Raw genomic sequence first — 20,198 nt, 5'->3', positions numbered from 1 at the left:
TGCTCTGCCCGCGAACTTGCGGCACTCGCCACCCATGAAGCGCGTGTTCGACATTCTGGCAAGCGGTGCCGGCCTTCTGGTGTTCGGCCCGGTAATTCTCGTGCTCGCCGTCCTCGTGCGGCGCGACAGTCCCGGCCCCGGCATCTTCGCGCAGGCGCGGGTCGGGCGCGGCGAGCGCGTCTTCACCTGCTACAAGCTGCGCACCATGGCGCAGGGCACGGTCTCTGCGGCCTCGCACGAGACGCCGGTCTCGGCGGTAACGCGACTCGGCGCCGCGCTGCGCCGCTGGAAGCTGGACGAACTGCCGCAGCTCTGGAACGTCCTGAAGGGCGAAATGAGCTTCGTCGGCCCGCGCCCCTGCCTGCCGGTCCAAGCGCAGCTCATCAAGGCGCGGCGCGCCCGCGGCGTCTTCGCGCTTCGCCCCGGCATCACCGGGCTGGCGCAGGTTCAGGACATCGACATGTCCGATCCCGAGCGGCTTGCGATCGTGGACGCCGAATACCTGGCGACCCGCAGCTTCGCGGGCGATATTCGGTTGATTCTGCAGACGGTGACCGGCAAGGGGCGGGGGGACCGTGTCGGCACGCACAGGCCCTGAGCCGCTCCGCATCGCGAGCTGGAACCTCCATGGGTTCGTCGGAGAGGGGCGTCGGCCCGATCCCGAGCGGAGCCTGCGCGTGGTTGGGAGCCTCGCCGCCGACATCCTCGCGCTGCAGGAGGTGGACGGGCGCACGCATCTGGGACGCCTTCCCGGCGCCTTCGAGCGATTGCGCGAGGCGCTCGGCGGACATCTCGTGGAGACGCGCCTCTTCGGCCCGCCCGGCCGGGAATACGGCCACATCCTCTGGTCCCGCCATCCGATCGAGTCCTCGACCCTCCATGCGCTGCCCGGCCCCGGCATGGAGCCGCGCGGGGCGATCGAGGCGGTGATTGCAACGCCGCTCGGACGCCTCAACGTCGTTTCCGCCCATTTCGGCCTCGATCCGCGCTGCCGGCCGCGCCAGGCGGCGCTGCTCGCCCGCGTCGCCGACCGGGACATGCCCACCGTCGCGCTCGGGGACTTCAACGAATGGCGCCGGACCGGCCCCGTCCACCGCACCCTTTCGGCAGCATTGCCGGTTCATCGACCCGTTCCCACCTGGCCGGTCGGCCGGCCCTTCGCCTGCCTCGACCGGCTCTACGCCTCGTCAGGCGTCGAGCTGCGCCGGGTCGTCGCCATGCGCGAGGCCGCGCCGGCTTCCGACCACCTCCCGCTTCTCGCCGAGATCGTCTTCTAGCGCCGCGTGCGGGGGTCGAGGCGGTCGCGCAGTCCGTCGCCGATGAGGTTGAAGGCGAGGACCGCGAGTGCGATGGCGCAGCCGGGGGCGAGCGCCAGCCAGGGCGCGGCGCCCATATATGTCTGCGCGTCCGCCAGCATCCGGCCCCAGGAGGGCGCCGGGGGCGGACGACCGAGGCCGAGATAGCCGAGCCCGGCTTCCGTGAGGATCGCGAGACCCATCTGGAGCGAGACCTGGATGGCCATCGCGCCGGCGATGTTGGGCAGGACATGATGCCGCGCGATGGCCGGCCCGCTGCGCCCCAGGGCGCGCGCGGCCGCCACGAAGTCCCGTGCCAGGATCTGGAGCGTCGTCGCGCGGGTCACCCGCGCGAAGACCGGCGTCGTGAAGAGCGCGATCGCTACCGTCGCGCTCCAGAAGCCAGTGCCGAGCACCGCTGCCAGCATCATCGCGGACAGGAGGGGCGGGAAGGCGAAGAGAACGTCCACGCCGCGCATCAGCGCGCCGCCGATCCGCCCCCCGCTCTCCGCCGCGAGAAGCCCGATCAGCCCGCCGGCGAATGCGCCGAGAAGCACGGCCACGAGCGCGGTGCCCAGGCTGTTGCCCGCGCCGAGCATCAGGAGAGACAGAACGTCCCGCCCGAGCTGGTCGGTGCCGAGCAGCCCGCTCGACAAGGGGGCCTCCAGCCGCTCGGCGATGCGAAGGCGCAACGGCGCGGGGGACGGTGTCCAATAGGGCGCCACCAATGCTGCGCCGGCCAGCCCCGCCGCGATCAGGGAGCCCGAAAGGAGGCGCACGGTCCCGCGCCTCACGCGCCCGGCCTCACGCGCGGATCGATCCAGGCTTGTGCGAGATCGACGGCGCCGTTGACCACAACAACGCTCGCCGCCAGGAGCAGCGCCACCGCCTGCAGGGTCACGAGGTCGCGCTGGGCCAGCGCCTGGTAGGCGAGCTGTCCGAGGCCGGGCAGGGCGAAAACGTTCTCCACCAGCACCGCGCCCGCAATCAGGAAGGCGAACTGGAAGCCGACGATTGTGAGGATCGGCGGCAGGGCGTTCGGCCCGCCGTGGCGCAGGAGTGCCGCCGTGTGGGACAGGCCCTTGGCGCGCGCGGTGCGCAGGAAGTCTTCGCCGGCCGTCTCCAGAAGCGCGCCGCGCGTCACGCGGCAGAGCACGGCCGCCTGGGGCAGCGCCAGCGCCACCGCCGGCATCGCGAGCGAGCGCAGCGCCGCTCCGATCCCCGCGTCCCAGCCGGGAAAGCCGCCGGCGGGCATCCAGTTGAGCGTGGTGGCGAAAAGGAGGATCAGGAGAAGGCCGATCCAGAAGTTCGGCACCGCCATGCCCGCCTGCGCGAAGACGACGGCCAGCCGGTCGGCCGCGCCGCCGGGGCGACGCGCCGCGAGGAAGCCGGCCGAAAGACCCAGACCCAGTGCCAGGAGAAGCGCCAGCAGCGCCAGTGGCAGCGTCACCGCCACCCGCTGCGCGATCAGGCCGGCCACCGGCATGCCGTAGGTGATCGAACGCCCGAAGTCGCCGGTCAGCGCGCCGCCGAGCCAGCCGAGCCAGCGCAGGAGAAGGGGCCGGTCCAGCCCAAGCTCCGCCCGGAGCGCGGCCAGCGTGTCCGGCCGCGCCGAGGTCCCGAGCATCACCGCCGCCGGATCGCCCGGCAGGAGGTCGAAGACCACGAAGACCAGGAGCGACACGACGACGAGAAGGGCGAGGAGCCCGGCGAGCCGGCGAAGGAGAAGAGCCGTCAAGGCGATGGCCGAGCTACTCCGTCCAGCGGACGTCGGTCAGGTCGTTGGACGGAATGGGCTCGTCGGCCCAGAGGCCGGTGATCCGCTTGTCCCAGAGGCCGAGCTTGGGCATCACGAAGAGGTAGAGGGCCGGCAGATCCTGGGCCAGGATCTCCTGCGCCCGGCCGTAATGGGCCAGACGCGTCGCCTCGTCGAGCGCGCGCTCCGCCTCCTGGTTCGCGGCGTTGAAGGCCTCGCTGCGATAGCCGAAATAGTAGTTGTCGCGAGCGTAGATGCCGATGTCGAGCGGCTCGGCATGGGCGACGATCGTCATGTCGAAGTCGTGCCCCTTGAGCACCTGATCGACCCAGACCGCCGGAAACTCCGTCGGCACGATCTCCAGCGTCACGCCGATCTCGGCCAGCAGGGCCTGCAGGATTTCCGACGAGCGCGTGGCATAGGTCATCTGCGGGGTGCGAATCGTCGTCTTGAACCCGTCGGGATAGCCCGCCTCGGCCAGCAGCGCCTTGGCCGCTTCCGGGTCGTAGGGCGCGACGCCGGTTAGGTCCACGTAGCCGGGATCGTTCGGCGTATAGTGGCTGCCGATCGGCGTGCCGTAGCCGCTCATCGCCGCCTCGACCAGCCCGGCGCGGTCCACCGCCATCATCAGGGCGCGGCGCACGCGGGCGTCGTCGAAGGGCTTGCGGCGGGCGTTCATGCCGGCCACCACCTTCAGCTCGGTGTTGCCGACGACGCTCGCGAGCCGCGGGTCGTCCTCGAAGCTCTTGTAGAGCTCCGGCGCGCCGAACTCTGGGATCGCGTCGACGTCGCCCGAGCGGATCGCGGCGGCCTGGGCCTGCGCGTCCGCGATGAAGCGGAATTGTGCCTCCCGAAGGGCCGGGCGGTTCGCATCGTCCCAGTAGCGATCAGCGCGCTCCAGTCGCACCCGGTCGCCCGGCCGCCATTCGGCGAAGCGGAACGGCCCGGTGCCCACCGGCTGGGCGCGGTTGGTCTCGGCGGAGCCGGGCTCCACCATCACGGAGGCCGGCCACGCGAGCCAGTAGAGAAGGTTGCCGGACGGCTCCTTCAGGTGGAGCACCAGGGTCGCCGCGTCCGGCGTCTCGATCCGGTCGATGACCTGGAAGAACTGCTTCTGCGGGTTGGTGGAGGCCTCGCCCCGCGCGCGGTCCAGCGTGAACTTGGCGGTCGCCGAATCGAAGGCCGCCCCGTTGTGGAAGGCGACGTTCTCGCGAAGGCGGAACGTCACGGTCTTCCCGTCGTCCGAGACGGTCCAGCTCTCGGCGAGCTGCGGCAGAACCTGCCCCTTGGCGTCGATCCGCGTCAGTCCCTCGAAGACGTTCTGCCAGACCACCTGACCGATCGCGACGGGCGCGGCGATGGTCGGATCGAGCCCCGCCGGCTCGATGGCCATGCCGAGCGTGATCGTGTCGCGCGGCTCGGCGGCGGCGGGCGACGCCATGGCGAGGAGCGCCAGCGCGCCGGCCGTCATGCGCAGGAATTGGGACGAGAGGATCGGCATGCCTGTGGATCTCCCTTCGCGGCACTTCGCGCACCGTCCAAGCCCGTCTGAGGGCGGCCATAGGCACCATAGGCGTCCGCGAAAGTCGAGAGTGCGCTGCGAAGAAAGTCGGTATCCTCCCGGCGACAGAAACTTGACGAAACAGTTCAACAAATCGTAGGCCGGGCCATGCAAGAGGAGCCGGCATGGACCAGATCGAACCGAGCGTGACCCCGCTGGCCCCGGCACCTTCCGCCCGTCGGCTGGTCTCGCGCCTTTCGGCTCCCGTCGCGGATCGTGCGGGGTTCCTGCGCCACCTCCTGGAGCATCTCGACGAGGAAGGCGCTCAGTCCGTCGATCCCGAGGGCGAGACGCGGCTGACGATCTACAACTGCGACACGCGCCTGCGCTTTTCCGGCGAGACCCTGTCGGTCGTGGTCGAGGGCCGGGAGGCCGGGCAGCACGGCGTCGCCAAAGGCGTCGTCGCCTATTATCTCCAACATATCCTGGGCGAGGCCTGCCCGCCGCTGGTCTGGTTCGGCGATGGTGCGAATACCCGCGAGCTCGCCCATTTCCGCGAGATGCGGGTCGTCTCGTCCCACCAGCTCACGCCGCACATGCGCCGCGTTCGCCTGTCCGGCACCGATCTGGCGCGGTTTTCGACCGGCGGCCTCCATGTGCGCCTCTTGTTCCCGCCGAAGGGGCGGGTGCCGGTCTGGCCCCATGCGGGGCCGGCCGCGCTGCCCGTCTGGCCGGAGGGCGATGACCAGCTCGTCACCCGCGTCTACACGATCCGCCGAATCGACCCAGCCGCCGGCCACGTCGACATAGATGTCGTGCTGCATGATCCGCCGGGCGCCGGCTGCCGTTGGTCGCGCGAGGCGCAGCCTGGAGATCCCGTCGGCATGCTCGGGCCGGGAGGCGGCGATGTCGGCCAGGCCGAGAGCACGATCCTCCTCGGTGACGAGACCGCGCTTCCGGCCATCGGCCGCATTCTGGAGGAGATGCCGGCCGAGGCGAGGGGCCACGCGCTGATCGAGGTGGATGGGCCGGACGACGAGCAGCCGCTTCACCACCCGCCGGGCGTCGCGCTGCGCTGGCTGCATCGCAACGGAGCCCCGGCGGGAACGACGACCCTTCTGGAGGATGCCCTTCGCACCGTGGTCACGCCGGGCGGCCCTCCGCCCTTCGTCTGGGCCGGCTGCGAGTTCGAGGCGTTCAAGGCGATCCGCCGGTTCTGCCGCAAGGAGCTCGGCCTCAAGAAGAACGGCCACCTCGTCGTCGCCTACTGGCGGCGCGGCCGGCGGCAGGACGACGAGCCCACCGCCGACGAGGAGTGACCAGCCGTCAGGCCGTCAGCACGACCTTGACGCTCTGGCTGCGGTCGAGCGCCAGGCGGAACGCGTCCGGCGCCTCCGTCAGCGGCCGGCGGGCGGTGACGATCTGCAGGACATCGACCTTGCCCTCCGAGATCAGCCCGACCGCTTCGGCGAACTCCACGTCGAAGCGGAAGGAGCCGCGGAGGTCGAGTTCCTTGGACATCACGGAGTTCGCCGGGATCGGCAGCGGCCCGGCCGCGAGATTGCCGACTTGCACCACGATGCCGCCCCGGCGCACGTTCTGGATGGCCGAGGACAGGCCGGCCGGCGTGCCGGAGACCTCGAACACAACTTCGGGCGGCGTGATCCTCGAGAAGCCGTCCGCATCCTGCGACAGGTCGATTACCGCGTCCGCGCCGAGCTTGGTGGCGAAGGCGAGGGGGGCGGCGGCCATGTCGATCACCGTGAGGTGGCCGGCGCCTTTCAGTCGTGCCGAAAGCAGGGTGAACAGCCCGATTGGCCCGGCGCCGACGATCGCGACCGAACGGCCCGTCAGGTCGCCGGCACGCTTCACGGCATGGAGGCAGACCGCGAGCGGTTCGGCCAGCGCGGCGGCTTCGATCGAGACGTGGTCGGGCACCGGAACGCATTGCCCCGGCGTCGTGTCGAAATAGCTGGAGAAGCCGCCCTGCATGTGCGGGTTCTTCGAGGCCGAACCCATGAAGAACACGTTCTCGCAGAGGTTGGCGCGGCCCTCGCGGCAGCGGGGGCAATGGCCGCAGGGCCGGAACGGGTTGACCGCAACGCGCGTGCCGGGCTGGAGGCCCGTGACCTCGGCGCCGACCGCCTCGACGATGCCGGAAATCTCGTGGCCGAGCACCAGCGGCTCGCGCACCACGTAGTCGCCCGTCTTGCCGTGGCGGAAGTAGTGCATGTCCGAGCCGCAGATGCCGCCCGCCCCGAAGCGGATGCGCACGAGGCCGGGTGCGAGGTCGCCGAGGTCGCGATCCACGACCCGAAGGTCCTCTGCGCTGAAGATCGTCGCTGCGCGCGCGCTGTTCATTGGATGAGTCCCATCTGCGTCGGAAGCCAGAGCGTTACTACGGGGAAGAAGGTGATGACCAGCAGCGCGACGAAGAGCGGCACGAGCCAGGGCAGGATGGCTATCGTCGTTCGCTCGACGGAGAGCTTGGCCACGCGCGACAAGACGAAGAGCACCATGCCGAGCGGCGGGTGGAGCAGGCCGATCATCAGGTTCAGCGTCAGGATCAGCCCAAAATGTACGGGGTCGATGCCGAGGCGCAGCGCGATCGGAAGGAGGATCGGCACGACGATGGTGATGGCCGCGATCGTGTCCAGAAAGCAGCCGATGACGAGGAGAAGGACGTTCACGAGGATCAGGAAGACCCACGGATTGTCGGTGATCGCCAGGATCGCGTCGGACATGAGCTGCGCCGCCTGACTGACCGTCAGAAGCCAGGCGAAGACGGAGGCCGCGGTGACGATGAAAAGAACGGAGGCCGTCGTCTCGATCGTGTCGAAGCTCGCCTTGGCCAGCGTTCGAAAGGTCATGCTGCGGTAGCGCACGAGGCCCAGGAACAACGACCAGATGACCGCCGCGACGGCGGCTTCCGTCGGCGTGAACCAGCCCATCGTCATGCCGCCGATCAGGATGACCGGCGTCATCAGCGCCATTACGGCCGAGAAGTCGTAGTACCAGTCAAGCGCGACGAGCGCCGCAAGCGCGATCAGAACCGAGAGGTTCAAGGACAGGCCGAGATAGACCAGCAGGTAGACCGAGATCGGGAAGAGGGCGACGATAAGGATTTCGAGCGAGGCCGACATCAGCCTGCGGATCTCGAACGGCGTGTCGGATCCCCAGCCCTTGCGATAGGCGAAGATCGCGACGGTGATCATCATCAGCACCGTCATCACCACGCCGGGGACGATGCCGGCCATGAAGAGAGCGCCAATCGAGACGTTCGCCATCATGCCGTAGATGACGAAGGGCAGCGACGGCGGGAAGATCGGTCCGAGCGTCGCCGAGGCGGCGGTGACGCCGACGGCGGCCTCCACGGGATAGCCGTGGTCCTTCATCGCCTTGATCTCGATCGTGCCGATGCCGGCGGCATCCGCCAGGGCGGTTCCCGACATACCGGAGAAGATCACCGAGCCGATGATGTTCACCTGCGCGAGGCCGCCCTTCATCCAGCCGACGAGCGCGACGGCGAAGGCGTAGATGCGGCCCGTCACGCCCGCGATGTTCATCAAGTTGCCGGCCAGGATGAAGAAGGGCACAGCCAGCAGCGGGAAGCTCTCGACGCCGGCCATCATGCGCTGGGCGATGATGATGTCGGGCGCGACGCCGTAGATCGCGAGATAAAGGCCCGAGGCCACGAACATGGAGATGGCGACGGGCACGCCCACCACCATGAGAACGAGAAAGGCGCCGATGAGAAGCAGCATGGATTATTCCCCCAGGCCGTCGAAGGCGCCGGGGCGCTCGAGTACGGAATAGCCCCGCCGCCAGTTGCCCCAAGCCACTTGGATCGCGCGCAGGAGCATCAGCACGAAGGCGCCGAAGACGGTGTAGAAGACGATGGAGCGCGGCAGGTCGACCGTGACCATCCGCTCGCGCGAGACGATGTTGACGTATCGCCACAGGAGGTACGAGGCATAGGCGAAGAAGGCGATGCGCAGGACGTCCACGAAGGTGGACAAGACGCGCGCCCATCCGGCCGGAATGTAATGGTAGAGCACGTCCACCTGAATGTGCCGGGACATGCGCACGCAGGCGACGGCGCCGAGAAAAACGACCACGATCAGGCAGTTGATCGCGATCTCCTCCGTCCAGGCCAGGCTGTTGTTCAGGACGTAGCGCGTGAAGAACTGCAGGAAGACGCAGACCGCCATGCCCCAGAAGACGAGGAGCGTGACCCAGTCTTCGAACGCGTAGGGGCTGAGATCGGCCGTGGGAGCCGGATCCTCGAAGGCATGGGCGATCTCTTCGGGTGTCGCTTGGGTATGGGGCTCTATGGCCATGACGGTTCCTCGCCGGGCGCTCGGCCCGGCCTGACGTTCGGCGCGGAAGGACGGTAGCCGCCCCGCCGCGCCCCGATGGGCAGAGGCGCGGCGGCAAGAGACGTTACTGGACGGCGCGGATCGCGTCGTAGTCCGCCTGGCGGTAGCCGTAGCTCTCGAGCGGCGACTTCTCCTTCACGTTCTTCTCGAAGTCGGCCTTGTCCACCTCGACGACGTTCAGTCCCTTGTCCTTGAAGGTCTGGACGAGCTTGGCCTCGCGCTCCTGCACGACCTTGGTCGCGCGCTCGGCGGCTTCCAGCATAACGTCGGTGAAAATTTGCTTGTCCTCGTCCGAAAGCGACGCCCAGCGGGTCTGCGAGACCACCGTGTTGAGGTGGTCGACGATGTGGCCTGTGAGGGCGATCGTCTTCTGAACCTCGTAGAACTTCTTGGCCTCGATGGCCGTCAACGGGTTCTCCTGCGCCTCGACGGTGCCGTTCTGGAGGGCGAGATAGACTTCCGCGAAGGCGATCGGTGCCGTGTTGGCGCCGCAGGCGCGGGGCATGGCGAGATAGGCCGGCACATCAGGCACCCGCATTTTCACGCCCTGCAGGTCGGCGCAGGTCTTGATGTCCTTGTTCGCTGTGGTGTGGCGCGTGCCGTAGTAGGTCACGGCCGTGATGTGGTGGCCGGATTCCTCCTCGTATCCCTTGGCGAGCTCGCGGAAGATGTCGCTTTTCGTATAGGCGAGGAGGTGTTCCGGGTTGCGGAAGATGTATGGGTAGTAGGTCACGCCGATCGGGGTGAACTCGCGCGAGGCGAAGCTCGAGCCGGAAATGATGATGTCCACCGTGCCGAGCGTCAGGCCCTGGTTGAGGTCGGCCTCCTTGCCGAGCTGCGACGCCGGGAAGACGTTGATCTCGTAGCGACCGTCCGTGCGCTTCTTGATCTCCTCGGCCGCCCAGACGGACTCGGTGTGGAAGGGCTCGGTCACCTCGTAGACATGGCCCCAGGTGAGCTTGGTCTGCGCCAGGGCACTGCCCGACATCAGGGTGGCGAGGGCAAGTGCGCCGAGCGCCCAGGTCGTCTTCGTGCTCATATGTGGTTCCTCCCGTTGGATCCGGCGCCGGCCTTTGCCGCGCGCCGTGGTGCGGACTTGGCCGGCGTCCTCCTGCCGTCCTTGCCCAAGCCGGCGTCCTCGCCGAAACTGTGTTGGAAGCGGACCTGCGACTGCTGCAGGTGGCGGCGCATCGCGGCCTCGGCCTCGGCCGGGTCGCCGGCGGCGATCGCATCGCGCACCGCTTGGTGCTCGGCGAAGGCGACGCGCCAGGTCTGTCCCGTCTCGAAATACTCCGAGAGCCGCGCGAAGTAGGGCGTCATGCGCTGGTCGAAGAGATCGCCGATGAAGCGCGTGATGACGCCGTTGCCGAGAATGCCGGCGACGGCGACGTGGAATTCCCGGTCGAGCGCGATCGTCTCCGGCGACGGATGGGTTCCGTCCTCCATCCTGTGGAGCAAGTCGTCCAGCGCGGCCACGTCCTCGGCCGTCGCCTTCTCGGCCGCCTCGCGCACGAGCGCGCCCTCGATCAGCTCGCGCGCCCGCAGGAGTTCGAAAGGCCCGGCAATCTCGCCGGGCATCGGTTCTTCGGCCGGCGGCGCCGTCACGTAGATCCCCGAACCGACGCGGATGCGGATGCGGCCCTCGACCTCCAGCGCGATCAGCGCCTCTCGGACCGTCGGGCGCGAGATGCCGAGCCGCTCCGCCAGCTCACGCTCCGTTGGCAGGCGGTCGCCGACCCCGTACTCGCCCGTTTCGATGAGGTGACGGAGTTGGTCGGCGACCTGGCGGTAGAGGCGGCGCGGTTCGATGGCTTCGAGCGGCATGTCGGCTGCAACCCTCCCAAGCCGCATCCTGGCCAATTGATCTGACCAATTGGCCAGATACTGTCGCCCGCTGACGTGCTCGTCAAGCCTTCGTTACTTGGCGGGGGTGAGGCGGAGGAAGGCTGCCGTGTCGGGATCGACGGGGATGCCCTCCATGGCGCGCCGAGCCTCGACGTCCCATTCGCGATCGCCGGGTGCCATGACCTTGCCGCCCTCGACCGGCGCGACGGCCCGCAGCGCGTCGAGGTAGCGCCGCATGCCGTCGGCAAACAGCGCGGCGCCCGCGAATCGCTCCGGATCGATCGCCAGGAAGAAGTGGCCCATGTTGCGCGGCGTCGAGATGTCGACGTCGCCGACCATCGGAATGAACTCGTGGTCGAGCGTGGTGCCGTTGAGAATGCCGGTCAGCAGCGTCGCGACGCCCGCCAGCGCGGCGCCCTTGAAGCCGTAGCCCTCGCCGCCGAGCGGCAGCAGCATGTCGGCGGCCTTCGGGTCGCGCGTGGCCAACCCGTTGGTGTCGGCGGCCACGCCCGGCGGCAGGATCTGGTCGAGCGAGCGGTAGAGGAGAACGCGGTTCATCGGGATGGACGAGGTCGCCATGTCGAGGAGCCAGGGCTTTTCGCCCGCCACAGGCGCGGCGAAGGCCAGCGGGTTGGTCCCGTGGAAGGCTTTGGTCCCGTCGAAGAGCCCCACCACCGAATCGGTGTTGGTCGTGGCGAAGCCGATCATGCCGGCCTCGGCGATGGCCGCGGCATAGGCGCCGGCCGCGCCGAGATGCGACGAGCGCACCGCGCCGACCGCCCCGATCCCGCTCTCGCGCGCAAGCTCCACCGCGAAGGCCGCGGCGCGGTAGCTCGTGAGGTGCCCGAGCCCGTCGTCGCCGTCCACCGTGCCGGTCGCCGCCGCCGTGCGCTTGACCGTCACGTTGGGGCGCGGGTTGACGCGTCCGCCGGCCATGACCTTGCAGTAGTGCGGAACGAGCCGGACGCCGTGGCTGTCCACCCCGACGCGCGAGGCGTGCATCAGCGCCCGCGTGGTGGCATCGACCGATTCGGCGGAGGCGCCCGCGCCCTCCAGCGCCGCCCGGACGCTGCCCTCAAGCCGTGCCGCGTCGATCAGAATCGCGCTCGTCATGTCCCGTATCCTCCCGATGTCCTGGATGGCCCGCCGTAGCGCGATCCGCCCTCCCGGCGCAAACGACCGTTCCGTCAGCCGGCTGATCGTGGGGATGGAGGCAGAAGCCGTTTGAGGCCGACGCCGTTCGCGGCTATCGCAGGAGGTGAGGGGCCGCCGCCGTCGAGAGGCTCCGGGGGAGGACGAATGAGCGAACGGCCCTTGGTGATCGTGGCGCCGCATCCGCGGACGCTGGACATGATCTTCACGCCCGAGGCGCTGGCCGAGTTCCGCGAGCGCTACGAACTTGTCGAGACGACGACCGGAGCGATCGATGCGCTGCCGTCGGAAGTGCTGGCTCGCGCGCGTTATCTCGTCGGCCAGCCGGACATCTCCGACACGCTTCTCGCGGCAATGACGGGCCTTCGCGCCATCGTCAACGTCGAGGGCAACTTCACCGATAACATGCCCTATGCGGCTTGTTTCGAGCGGGGCATCCACGTCCTGATCACGAGTTCGGTCTTCGCCGAGCCCGTGGCCGAGATGGGTCTCGGCATGGCGCTGTCGCTGCATCGGCAGATCGCCCAAAGCGACGCAGCCTTCAAGCGAGGCGACGAGGTCTGGGGCCTCGACGGCAACGGATCGGCGCAGCTCCTGTCGCGATCGCGTATCGGCATCGTCGGCTTCGGCGATCTCGGCCGTGCCGTCTGCCGTCTACTCACGGGGTTCCGCGCCAAGGTGCGCATCTACGATCCCTGGCTTCCCAACGCCGTCATCGCCGAGCACGGCGCGAAGGGCACCTCGCTCGACGACATTCTGGCGAAGTCGGACACGGTCTTCGTCACGGCTTCGGTGACGGCCGACAATCAGCACCTCTTCGACGCCAGGGCCTTCGCCGCGATGAAGCCGGGCGCCGCCTTCGTCCTCCTCAGCCGCGCGAGGATCGTGGATTTCGACGCCATGCGCGAGGCGGCCGCAAGCGGGCGCATCAAGGTCGCGACCGATGTGTTCCCGGACGAGCCGCCGGCCGCCGATGACCCCGTGCGTTCCGCGCCGAACATGCTCCTGTCGGCACATCGCGCCGGCGCGCTGGATGTCGTCTTCAAGCGCATGGGCGATATGCTGCTCGACGATCTCGAGCTGATGGACGGGGGGCTGCCGGCGGTGCGCTGCCGCCGCGCCGAGCGCAAGACCGTCCGCCGCATGCGCTCCAAACCCGTTTCCAAGAGCTGAGAGCCTCCGATGCTGAAGAACATCCCGCCGATCATCACGGCCGAACTCCTGACAATCCTCGCCGAGATGGGTCATGGCGACGATCTCGTGCTGGTCGATCGCAACTACCCAGCCGAATCGACCGCCGCGGAGACGGTGACAGGAACCTGCGTCCAGCTCTCCGGCGTCGGCACGACGGAGGCGGCGCGCGCCATCCTGTCGCTGTTCCCACTCGACTCCTATGTCGAAGCGCCGGTGCGCCTGATGGCCGTGGTCGGCGACCCGGACGCCGTGCCGGCCGTCCATGCCGAGATGCAGGAGGTCGTGGATCAGGCGGAGGGCAAGGCGATCGCGATCGAACGTGTCGAGCGCTTCGCCTTCTACGACGCCGCCAAGACTGCCTATGCCGTGGTGCGCACCAGCGAGGCGCGGCCGCATGGCTGCTTCATCTTCAAGAAGGGCGTGATCTTCGACTGAACCCACAGGAAATTTGACGGGAGAAGTCAGGTTTTCTACAGCTCGCCCGACGGCTCTTCCGAGCCCATGATACGGAGACCGGGCAACGCGCGACGGGCGCGTGCCCGGCCCAAGAGGGTGCCATGCTCGCGCGATTCTTCTCCTACTACGCCCCGTGGCGCGGGCTCTTCGTGCTCGACTTCTCCTGCGCGGTTCTGTCGGGCCTCCTGGAGCTCGGCTTTCCGATCGCGGTGAAGCTGTTCGTCGACGACCTCCTGCCGAGCGGCAACTGGAGCCTGATCGTCGTCGCGTCCCTCGGGCTTCTCGCGATCTACGTCCTCAACACGGGGCTGATGGCCGTGGTCACCTACTGGGGCCACATGCTCGGCATCAACATCGAGACGGAGATGCGCCGCAAGGCCTTCGAGCATCTCCAGACCCTCTCCTTCGGCTTCTTCGACAACCAGAAGACCGGCCACCTCGTCGGCCGCCTGACCAAGGATCTGGAGGAGATCGGCGAGGTCGCCCATCACGGCCCGGAAGACCTCTTCATCGCCGTAATGACCTTTATCGGCGCGTTCTTCCTGATGCTGAGCGTCCATGTCGAACTGGCGCTGATCACCGCCGTCGTGGTGCCCGTCGGCTCCTGGGTGACGACGCGCTACGGCAGCCGCATGACGGCCACCTGGCAGGCGATCTACGGCTCGATCGGCGACTTCAACGCGCGGATCGAAGAGAATGTCGGCGGCATCCGGGTGGTGAAGAGCTTCGCCAACGAGGAGTACGAGCGCGCGCTCTTCGCCCGCAACAATGTCGGCTACCGCGCGCGCAAGCTCGACGCCTACCGCATCATGGCGGTCAGCCAGTCGCTGAACTACCTGACCATGCGCCTGACGCAGGTCATCGTGATGCTGGCCGGCACCTGGTACGTCATGGCGGGCGAACTGAGCTACGGCGGCTTCGTCGGCTTCCTGCTGCTCGTCGGCGTCTTCTTCCGTCCGGTCGAAAAGATCGCGGCCGTCCTCGAGACCTATCCGAAGGGCATCGCGGGCTTTCGCCGCTACACCGAGTTCCTGGACACGAAGCCCGAGATCGCCGACGCACCGAACGCAAGAGAGCTTCGGGGTGCGAAGGGCGCGATCGCCTTTCGCGACGTCCGCTTCGCCTACAAGGACTCCCGCCCCGTCCTCAAGGGCATCGACCTGGACATCCGCGCCGGCGAGACGATCGCCTTCGTCGGCCCGTCCGGCGCCGGCAAGACCACGATCTGCTCGCTCGTGCCGCGCTTCTACGACGTCAGCGGCGGCGCGATCCTGATCGACGGGCAGGACATCCGGACCCTGACGCTTGCCTCGCTCCGCCGCCATATTGGCATCGTGCAGCAGGACGTGTTCCTGTTCGGCGGTACGGTGCGCGAGAACATCGCCTATGGCCGGCTGGACGCTTCCGAGGCCGAGATTGCGCAGGCCGTCGAGCGCGCCCATCTGACGGAGACGATCGCCGCCCTCCCGGACGGGCTCGACACGGTGGTCGGCGAGCGAGGTGTCAAGCTGTCGGGCGGCCAGAAGCAGCGCCTGTCGATTGCCCGCATGTTTCTGAAGAACCCCGAGATCCTGATCCTCGACGAGGCGACCTCGGCTCTCGATACGGAGACGGAGCGGGCGATCCAGGCCTCGCTCGGCGAACTCGCCAAGGGCCGCACCACGCTCGTCATCGCCCACCGCCTTTCCACCATCCGCCATGCCGACCGGATCGCCGTGGTGGTGGACGGGCGGATCGCCGAACTCGGCACTCATGCCGAACTGACAGCTCTGGGCGGCGCCTATCGGCGGCTGACGGCGGCGCAGGAGCGCCTCCACACGGGAACGGACGCGCGGGAGCGTCCGGCGGCCGAATAGCCGCCGGAGCCATTCCGCGTCAGGCCGGCATCGACCGCCAGCCCCAGCGTTCCGCGAGCGCGAGGCAATTGGCGGCGGTCTCGACGCTGCCGGTCGTGCCGACGCTGCGCAGCGAAGCGGCGGCGCTGGCATGGGCGAGCTTCAGGCACTCCTCCACCGGCCGAGCCTCGTGGTAGCCGTACATGAAGCCCGCCGCGAAGGCGTCGCCGGCCCCGTTGGCGCCGCGCACCTCGCCCTGCGGCACGTTCACCGACGGGTGGCGGTGCACCGCGCCGTCGCGGGTGAAGGCGATGGCCGCGCGCGGGAAGTGGATGGCAAGCGCCTTTATGGCGGTGCCCTCCATGATGCGCCGACCGGCCGCTTCGCAGGCCGCAAGGTCGGTCTCGCCGCCTTGCGTCGTCTGCGTGCCTGTGATGGCGCCGATCTCGTAGTCGTTGATGACCAGCGTATCGAGATGCGGCAGGCAGGGCTCGGTCAGTTCGCGCAGGCGCTCCGGTGCGATCTGGAGCAGCTCGAAATTGGTCTCCAACCCCGCCGCCCGAGCCGCCTTCAGCGTCGCGACCCAGCCGTTCACCTCTCCCTTCCAGGCATTGTCCATGACGTCGTGGATGCCCGGAAGGCCAAGATGGAAGATGCGCGCCGTGGTCTGCGAGAAGTCGAAGTGGTCGGGCGAGAGGAGGGCGCTCGTCCCCTGGTGGAAGATGTGCGTCCGCTTGCCGGTGTCCCGCGCGCTGTAGGCGTCGGTGTAGTTCGTGCGCCCGCCCTCGATCACACGCATGCCGCTGCGCTCGATGCCGTTCTCGTCGGCATATCGCAGGAGGATGCGGCCGTCCTCGTCGTCGCCGACGCAGCCGATGGTTGCCACCGGCATGGACGGGTCGAGCCGCCGGATGTCGATGCCGAAGTTGCAGGCCGAGCCGCCGCCTTCAACCGTCTCCTCGAGGATGCGCGTGACGGTTTCCTCGACCGGCCAGCGGTCGAGGAGTTTGTTGTGATCGGCGCACCAGGTTCCCCCGGTGAGAAAGCCGCGCCGCTGCGCCGCCGACATGGGCTCAGGCTCCCATCTTCAGCGACGGATCGGTGATTTCCAGGTCCTCGGCCAGCGGCTTCTTCGGCCGGATGCCGTTCTTCTGGAGGTGGTCATGATAGGCCTTGGTCGCCTCCTCGGAGGAGATGTCGTCCTCGATCACCGAGCGCATGGCGCGCACGATGGCCTTGGAGTCCTCGGCGAAGAAGATCTTGCGGCCGAACAGCGCGACCCGCGCGCCGTACTTCTCCGCCTGCTTCACCATCTCCAGCGTGTCGCGATTGGTGGAGGAGGCGCCGCCGAGGATGCCGACGATCAGGTTGCCGGGGTCGTAGGAGGCCAGCTCCTCCGTCGCCTTCGGGCCGTTGTAGACGACCTTCAGGAACTCCGGCCGATCGTGCTTCGAGACGCCCGCCAGGATCTTGGCGATGAAGTCGTTGTTGTAGGTGTAGAAGTCCGAGCCCGGCGCCTTCACCTCGAACTGCGGATTGAACACCTCCAGGAAGTGGCGCACGCCCGCCGACGAGGCCTCGTCGCGGAACTTCGCATAGGCCTCGATGGTGCGCAGGTCCTGATCGAGGTCGTTGAAGAAGGTCACGGCATAGAGGCCGAGATCCGATACCGGCTTCACCCGATCGAGCCGCGCGGTGCGGAAGGGCACGGTCGGCAGGTGCTTGTAGTTCGCGCCGCGCCAGTGCCAGATGTCGCTGCCGTCGTTGAGCCGCACCGCCGCCGTCACGTCGGAATTGGCATAGGTCCCGCGCTCCTGAAGGTATTCGGCCGAGGAGAGCGACGTCAGCATGATGTCGACGAGGCCGGACTTCACCATCTCCTCCATCCCGTCGCGATAGACCTTGATGGGGCGCATGCGGCCGGTCGGCTTGCCCTCGGCATCGAGTTCCGGCCCGGCCGTGCCGACGCCCAGCGCCATGTCGCCGTCCTTGGCGTCGGCGATGATGAAGTCCTTTGGCGTGTACTCGCCGCGCCGGATGCGGGCGAGCTTGAGGTCCATGGTCTTGGCGGTGTTCATGGGTATGCGCTCCGAATGATGCGGATGATGAGGAGAGGAGGGAGCCTCAGGCCGAGACCTTGCGGATCCACTGGTCGAGGCCGACGGCCACGATGATCAGGAAACCGACGGCGAACTCCTGCCAGAGGGCGTCGAGACCGGAAAGGGCGAGGCCGTTGCGGAAGACGCCGACGATCAGGGCGCCGATCAGCGTGCCGACGATCGAGCCGCGCCCGCCGAAGAGCGAGGTACCGCCGATCACCACGGCCGTGATGGAATCGAGGTTCGCCGTGCCGCCCGAAGTCGGGCTGATGGCGCCGACGCGGCCGATCAGCACCCAGGCCCCGAGTGCGCAGATGACCCCCGCCAGCGAATACACCGCCAGGAGCACGCGCCGCGTGTCGATGCCGGACAGGCGCGCGGCCTCGGGATCGTCGCCCGTCGCGTAGACGTGGCGGCCGAAGGCGGTTCGGTTCAGGATGTACCAGACGGCCGCCGCCACGAGCAGCGTGAAGATGGTGCCGAAGGTCAGACGCGCGCCGCCGCCCTGGATGGCGGTCGCGGTGAGCTGGAGGAAGGGCGCCTCGGCTGCGACTTCCTGCGAGCGGATCGTCTGCGAGCCGCTGTACCAGAGGAAGATCGCGCCGAAGATACTCCAGGTCCCCAATGTAACGATGAAGGGCGGAAGCTTCACATAGGTGATGAGCAGTCCGTTCAGCGCGCCGCAGGCCAGGCCGACGCCGAGGCCGATGCAGAAGGCGAGCTCCGCCGGAACGCCCATCACCACGGCCAGACGGCCCATGACGACGGTCGCCAGGATCATGATCGCACCGACCGACAGGTCGATGCCGGCGGTGAGGATGACCAGCGTCTGGGCAATGCCGATGATGGCGATGATCGTCACCTGCTGCATGATCAGCGACAGGTTGAAGGGCTGGAAGAAGCGCGAGCCGACGATCAGGCTGAACACGAGAAGGCCGACGACGAGGACCACGAAGGGCACGATCGTCGGATACTGGTGCAGGACATGCTGCAGCCGCCGAAGGGGCGATCGCCGCTCCTCCGCGAAATGGGCCACCGCGTCCGCATTGTTCGCGGCCGGGTCGATGGGGGACATGGGTTCCGACCTTTCGTCTGCGACCGGTGAGGCGGCCGATGCGGGATGCCTGTCCCGCATCGGTTCGATCGGGCGCCGCCTTAGGCGCCCATGGTGTCAGGCGAAGGGGATTAGCCCCAGCACTTCTTCAGCGCCTCCTCGGAGGTGATGGATTCCACACCGTCCACCGGCTTGTCGGTCACGAGCGTCACGCCCGTGTCGAAGAAGTCGAGCCCCTGCGTCGCCGCCGGCTTCTCGCCCGTCTTCTTGAAGTTCACCACCGCCTCGACGCCTTTGGACGCCATCAGCAGCGGATACTGCATGGCGGTCGCGCCGATCACGCCGGCCTTGACGTTCTCTACGCCTGGGCAGCCGCCGTCCACGGAGGTGATGACGACCGAGCCTTCCTTGCCGGCCGCCCTGATCGCCTCGTAGGCACCCGCCGCTGTCGGCTCGTTGATGGTATAGAGAACGTTGAGGTCCGGCTCCTTCTGGAGCAGCAGCTCGGCGCCCGTGCGCCCGCCTTCTTCCGAGCCCGCGCCCCACTGGTGGCCGACGATGCGCGGATCGTCCTCGTCGAGGTAGCGGCTCATGTCCTTCGGGTCGATGCCGAAGCCCTTCATGAAGCCCTGGTCGCGCTGGACGTCCACCGTCGGCTGGGTCTCGATCGCGTCGAGGAAGCCGACCTTAGCGGTCGCGGGATCGGAGACCGTCTTGGCGGCCCATTGCCCGATCAGCTCGCCCGCCTTCACGTTGTCCGTGGCGAAGGTCTGATCGGCGGCGTCGGCCGGATCGAGCGGCGTGTCGAGCGCGATGACGAGGATGCCGGCCTGCCGGGCCTGCTCCAGCACCGGCGCGATCGCCTTCGGGTCGCTGGCGGCGATCAGGATGCCGCTGGCGCCGGCGGAGATCAGGTTCTCGACGGCCGTGACCTGGGAATCGTGGTCGCCGTCGTACTTGCCGGCGAAGCTCTGGAACTTGACGCCCAGCTCGGCGGCCTTCTGGCTCGCGCCCTCGCGCATCTTGGCGAAGAACGGGTTGGCCTCGGTCTTCACGACGAGGCCGACCAGAACGTCCTCCTGCGCCCGGGCGGGGGCTGAGGTCAGGAGGCCTGCGGCGATGGCGGTGCCTGCGACGAGACCGGCGAGGCGGCGGATGGTGATGCGCGACGTCATGCGTCCTCCCTTGTAATCGGCGCCGACTTCGATGAGCGCCTTGCCATTGACCGGGCGATTCGCGCCCGGCGCTCCCGTGTGGCCCGGCGGCGTCCGCCGAGACCTGTTTCCCCGCCGCCGGCCTCTCGCCGAGCGGTGCTCGCGCCTCTTCTGCGGGAGACGCTTCTGCCACGAGAGTAAAATCGCGAACGAGCGGAAAGACAATCGCATTCTGCGCACCTTCAAGGGTTTTTGCGCAGGTTTGAAAGATTTATCGGTATCGCGGGTTTTGGGAGCGTCTAAATCGATGCAAATCGGCAATTCTCCCTTCGCAACTGCGCAAAAGCTCCCGAAACGCGTCAACGATGGGACTGCACGCGATATTGGGCGGTCAAGCCGTCCGTGGGGTGGTGCCAAACTTCGCAATCGAGCGAACTTCGTCATGGATTGCAGAGACAAGTCGCGCTAGGGCAGGGCC

The 20,198-nt window shown here is 68.2% G+C and carries 19 protein-coding genes; 6 read left to right on the top strand and 13 right to left on the bottom strand.

Annotated features, from left to right (window positions below; translation table 11 throughout):
• Positions 1-34: 34 nt before the first annotated feature.
• Positions 35-598: a sugar transferase gene (locus tag O5O54_RS11310; protein WP_279481764.1), complete on the top strand. Its 564-nt coding sequence runs from the start codon at positions 35-37 to the stop codon at positions 596-598.
• A complete protein-coding gene (locus O5O54_RS11305; RefSeq protein WP_279481763.1) occupies positions 576-1,277 on the top strand; it encodes an endonuclease/exonuclease/phosphatase family protein in 702 nt (233 codons plus the stop codon). Before O5O54_RS11310 ends, O5O54_RS11305 begins: the two co-directional genes overlap by 23 nt.
• Here O5O54_RS11305 and O5O54_RS11300 read toward each other — a convergent pair.
• From O5O54_RS11300 to O5O54_RS11290, 3 genes are read right to left on the bottom strand one after another with little or no spacing between them, the layout of a single operon-like run.
• A complete protein-coding gene (locus tag O5O54_RS11300; protein WP_279481762.1) occupies positions 1,274-2,089 on the bottom strand; it encodes an ABC transporter permease in 816 nt (271 codons plus the stop codon). The two genes, O5O54_RS11305 and O5O54_RS11300, sit on opposite strands and share 4 nt — an antisense overlap.
• On the bottom strand, positions 2,086-3,033 hold the full coding sequence (locus O5O54_RS11295; RefSeq protein WP_279481758.1) for an ABC transporter permease: 948 nt from the start codon (positions 3,031-3,033) through the stop codon (positions 2,086-2,088). Before O5O54_RS11295 ends, O5O54_RS11300 begins: the two co-directional genes overlap by 4 nt.
• A 13-nt stretch (positions 3,034-3,046) precedes the next feature.
• Positions 3,047-4,552, bottom strand: a complete 1,506-nt coding sequence (locus tag O5O54_RS11290) for an ABC transporter substrate-binding protein (RefSeq protein WP_407061696.1) — start codon at positions 4,550-4,552, stop codon at positions 3,047-3,049.
• A gap of 185 nt (positions 4,553-4,737) precedes the next feature.
• Here O5O54_RS11290 and O5O54_RS11285 point away from each other — a divergent pair, with 185 nt between their 5' ends.
• Complete coding sequence (locus O5O54_RS11285; RefSeq protein WP_279481756.1) at positions 4,738-5,871, top strand: siderophore-interacting protein; 1,134 nt, start codon at positions 4,738-4,740, stop codon at positions 5,869-5,871.
• A gap of 7 nt (positions 5,872-5,878) precedes the next feature.
• On the opposite strand, the gene O5O54_RS11280 is transcribed toward O5O54_RS11285, so the two are convergent.
• The 6 genes from O5O54_RS11280 to O5O54_RS11255 all read right to left on the bottom strand — a co-directional run bounded on the left by O5O54_RS11280 (position 5,879) and on the right by O5O54_RS11255 (position 11,889).
• Positions 5,879-6,913 carry an L-idonate 5-dehydrogenase gene (locus tag O5O54_RS11280; RefSeq protein WP_279481754.1) on the bottom strand — a complete coding sequence of 345 codons (1,035 nt, stop codon included), beginning with the start codon at positions 6,911-6,913 and terminating at the stop codon, positions 5,879-5,881.
• Positions 6,910-8,316: a TRAP transporter large permease gene (locus tag O5O54_RS11275; protein ID WP_279481752.1), complete on the bottom strand. Its 1,407-nt coding sequence runs from the start codon at positions 8,314-8,316 to the stop codon at positions 6,910-6,912. Before O5O54_RS11275 ends, O5O54_RS11280 begins: the two co-directional genes overlap by 4 nt.
• A 3-nt stretch (positions 8,317-8,319) precedes the next feature.
• A complete protein-coding gene (locus O5O54_RS11270) occupies positions 8,320-8,892 on the bottom strand; it encodes a TRAP transporter small permease (protein WP_279481750.1) in 573 nt (190 codons plus the stop codon).
• A gap of 103 nt (positions 8,893-8,995) precedes the next feature.
• On the bottom strand, positions 8,996-9,970 hold the full coding sequence (locus O5O54_RS11265; RefSeq protein WP_279481749.1) for a sialic acid TRAP transporter substrate-binding protein SiaP: 975 nt from the start codon (positions 9,968-9,970) through the stop codon (positions 8,996-8,998).
• The gene (locus tag O5O54_RS11260; RefSeq protein WP_279481747.1) at positions 9,967-10,755 is read right to left on the bottom strand and encodes a FadR/GntR family transcriptional regulator; all 789 of its coding nucleotides are present in this window, start codon (positions 10,753-10,755) and stop codon (positions 9,967-9,969) included. Before O5O54_RS11260 ends, O5O54_RS11265 begins: the two co-directional genes overlap by 4 nt.
• Before the next feature lie 93 nt (positions 10,756-10,848).
• Entirely contained in the window at positions 10,849-11,889 is a 1,041-nt protein-coding gene (locus O5O54_RS11255) for an Ldh family oxidoreductase (protein WP_279481744.1), read from the bottom strand.
• Positions 11,890-12,075: 186 nt separating this feature from the next.
• Here O5O54_RS11255 and O5O54_RS11250 point away from each other — a divergent pair, with 186 nt between their 5' ends.
• The 3 genes from O5O54_RS11250 to O5O54_RS11240 all read left to right on the top strand — a co-directional run bounded on the left by O5O54_RS11250 (position 12,076) and on the right by O5O54_RS11240 (position 15,434).
• Positions 12,076-13,101 (top strand): hydroxyacid dehydrogenase, encoded by a 1,026-nt coding sequence (locus tag O5O54_RS11250; protein ID WP_279481743.1) that lies wholly within the window; start codon positions 12,076-12,078, stop codon positions 13,099-13,101.
• Between the two features lie 9 nt (positions 13,102-13,110).
• A complete protein-coding gene (locus tag O5O54_RS11245) occupies positions 13,111-13,557 on the top strand; it encodes an RbsD/FucU family protein (RefSeq protein ID WP_279481741.1) in 447 nt (148 codons plus the stop codon).
• A gap of 122 nt (positions 13,558-13,679) precedes the next feature.
• The gene (locus O5O54_RS11240) at positions 13,680-15,434 is read left to right on the top strand and encodes an ABC transporter ATP-binding protein (protein WP_279481740.1); all 1,755 of its coding nucleotides are present in this window, start codon (positions 13,680-13,682) and stop codon (positions 15,432-15,434) included.
• Between the two features lie 19 nt (positions 15,435-15,453).
• On the opposite strand, the gene O5O54_RS11235 is transcribed toward O5O54_RS11240, so the two are convergent.
• The 4 genes from O5O54_RS11235 to O5O54_RS11220 all read right to left on the bottom strand — a co-directional run bounded on the left by O5O54_RS11235 (position 15,454) and on the right by O5O54_RS11220 (position 19,741).
• Complete coding sequence (locus O5O54_RS11235; RefSeq protein WP_279481738.1) at positions 15,454-16,482, bottom strand: carbohydrate kinase family protein; 1,029 nt, start codon at positions 16,480-16,482, stop codon at positions 15,454-15,456.
• A 4-nt stretch (positions 16,483-16,486) separates the two neighbouring features.
• Positions 16,487-17,491, bottom strand: coding sequence for a hypothetical protein (locus tag O5O54_RS11230; RefSeq protein WP_279481736.1), 1,005 nt, complete (start codon positions 17,489-17,491; stop codon positions 16,487-16,489).
• A gap of 46 nt (positions 17,492-17,537) precedes the next feature.
• Positions 17,538-18,587 carry an ABC transporter permease gene (locus O5O54_RS11225; RefSeq protein ID WP_279481734.1) on the bottom strand — a complete coding sequence of 350 codons (1,050 nt, stop codon included), beginning with the start codon at positions 18,585-18,587 and terminating at the stop codon, positions 17,538-17,540.
• A 110-nt stretch (positions 18,588-18,697) separates the two neighbouring features.
• Complete coding sequence (locus O5O54_RS11220; protein WP_279481732.1) at positions 18,698-19,741, bottom strand: substrate-binding domain-containing protein; 1,044 nt, start codon at positions 19,739-19,741, stop codon at positions 18,698-18,700.
• Between the last annotated feature and the right edge of the window lie 457 nt (positions 19,742-20,198).

The organism is Aureimonas sp. SK2, assembly GCF_029813115.1.
Classification (GTDB): Bacteria; Pseudomonadota; Alphaproteobacteria; order Rhizobiales; family Rhizobiaceae; genus Aureimonas.
Note: the sequence above shows the minus strand (reverse complement) of the source record. Positions and strands in the feature narration are given on the sequence as shown.

Excerpts from the sequence above, each read along its gene's own strand:
- O5O54_RS11225 (WP_279481734.1), bottom strand. The coding sequence starts at position 18,587 with ATGTCCCCCATCGACCCGGCCGCGAACAATGCGGACGCGGTGGCCCAT.
- O5O54_RS11280 (WP_279481754.1), bottom strand. The coding sequence starts at position 6,913 with ATGAACAGCGCGCGCGCAGCGACGATCTTCAGCGCAGAGGACCTTCGG.
- O5O54_RS11265 (WP_279481749.1), bottom strand. The coding sequence starts at position 9,970 with ATGAGCACGAAGACGACCTGGGCGCTCGGCGCACTTGCCCTCGCCACC.
- O5O54_RS11255 (WP_279481744.1), bottom strand. The coding sequence starts at position 11,889 with ATGACGAGCGCGATTCTGATCGACGCGGCACGGCTTGAGGGCAGCGTC.
- O5O54_RS11270 (WP_279481750.1), bottom strand. The coding sequence starts at position 8,892 with ATGGCCATAGAGCCCCATACCCAAGCGACACCCGAAGAGATCGCCCAT.
- O5O54_RS11220 (WP_279481732.1), bottom strand. The coding sequence starts at position 19,741 with ATGACGTCGCGCATCACCATCCGCCGCCTCGCCGGTCTCGTCGCAGGC.
- O5O54_RS11260 (WP_279481747.1), bottom strand. The coding sequence starts at position 10,755 with ATGCCGCTCGAAGCCATCGAACCGCGCCGCCTCTACCGCCAGGTCGCC.
- O5O54_RS11230 (WP_279481736.1), bottom strand. The coding sequence starts at position 17,491 with ATGAACACCGCCAAGACCATGGACCTCAAGCTCGCCCGCATCCGGCGC.
- O5O54_RS11235 (WP_279481738.1), bottom strand. The coding sequence starts at position 16,482 with ATGTCGGCGGCGCAGCGGCGCGGCTTTCTCACCGGGGGAACCTGGTGC.
- O5O54_RS11250 (WP_279481743.1), top strand. The coding sequence starts at position 12,076 with ATGAGCGAACGGCCCTTGGTGATCGTGGCGCCGCATCCGCGGACGCTG.
- O5O54_RS11285 (WP_279481756.1), top strand. The coding sequence starts at position 4,738 with ATGGACCAGATCGAACCGAGCGTGACCCCGCTGGCCCCGGCACCTTCC.
- O5O54_RS11240 (WP_279481740.1), top strand. The coding sequence starts at position 13,680 with ATGCTCGCGCGATTCTTCTCCTACTACGCCCCGTGGCGCGGGCTCTTC.
- O5O54_RS11275 (WP_279481752.1), bottom strand. The coding sequence starts at position 8,316 with ATGCTGCTTCTCATCGGCGCCTTTCTCGTTCTCATGGTGGTGGGCGTG.
- O5O54_RS11290 (WP_407061696.1), bottom strand. The coding sequence starts at position 4,552 with ATGCCGATCCTCTCGTCCCAATTCCTGCGCATGACGGCCGGCGCGCTG.
- O5O54_RS11245 (WP_279481741.1), top strand. The coding sequence starts at position 13,111 with ATGCTGAAGAACATCCCGCCGATCATCACGGCCGAACTCCTGACAATC.
- O5O54_RS11310 (WP_279481764.1), top strand. The coding sequence starts at position 35 with ATGAAGCGCGTGTTCGACATTCTGGCAAGCGGTGCCGGCCTTCTGGTG.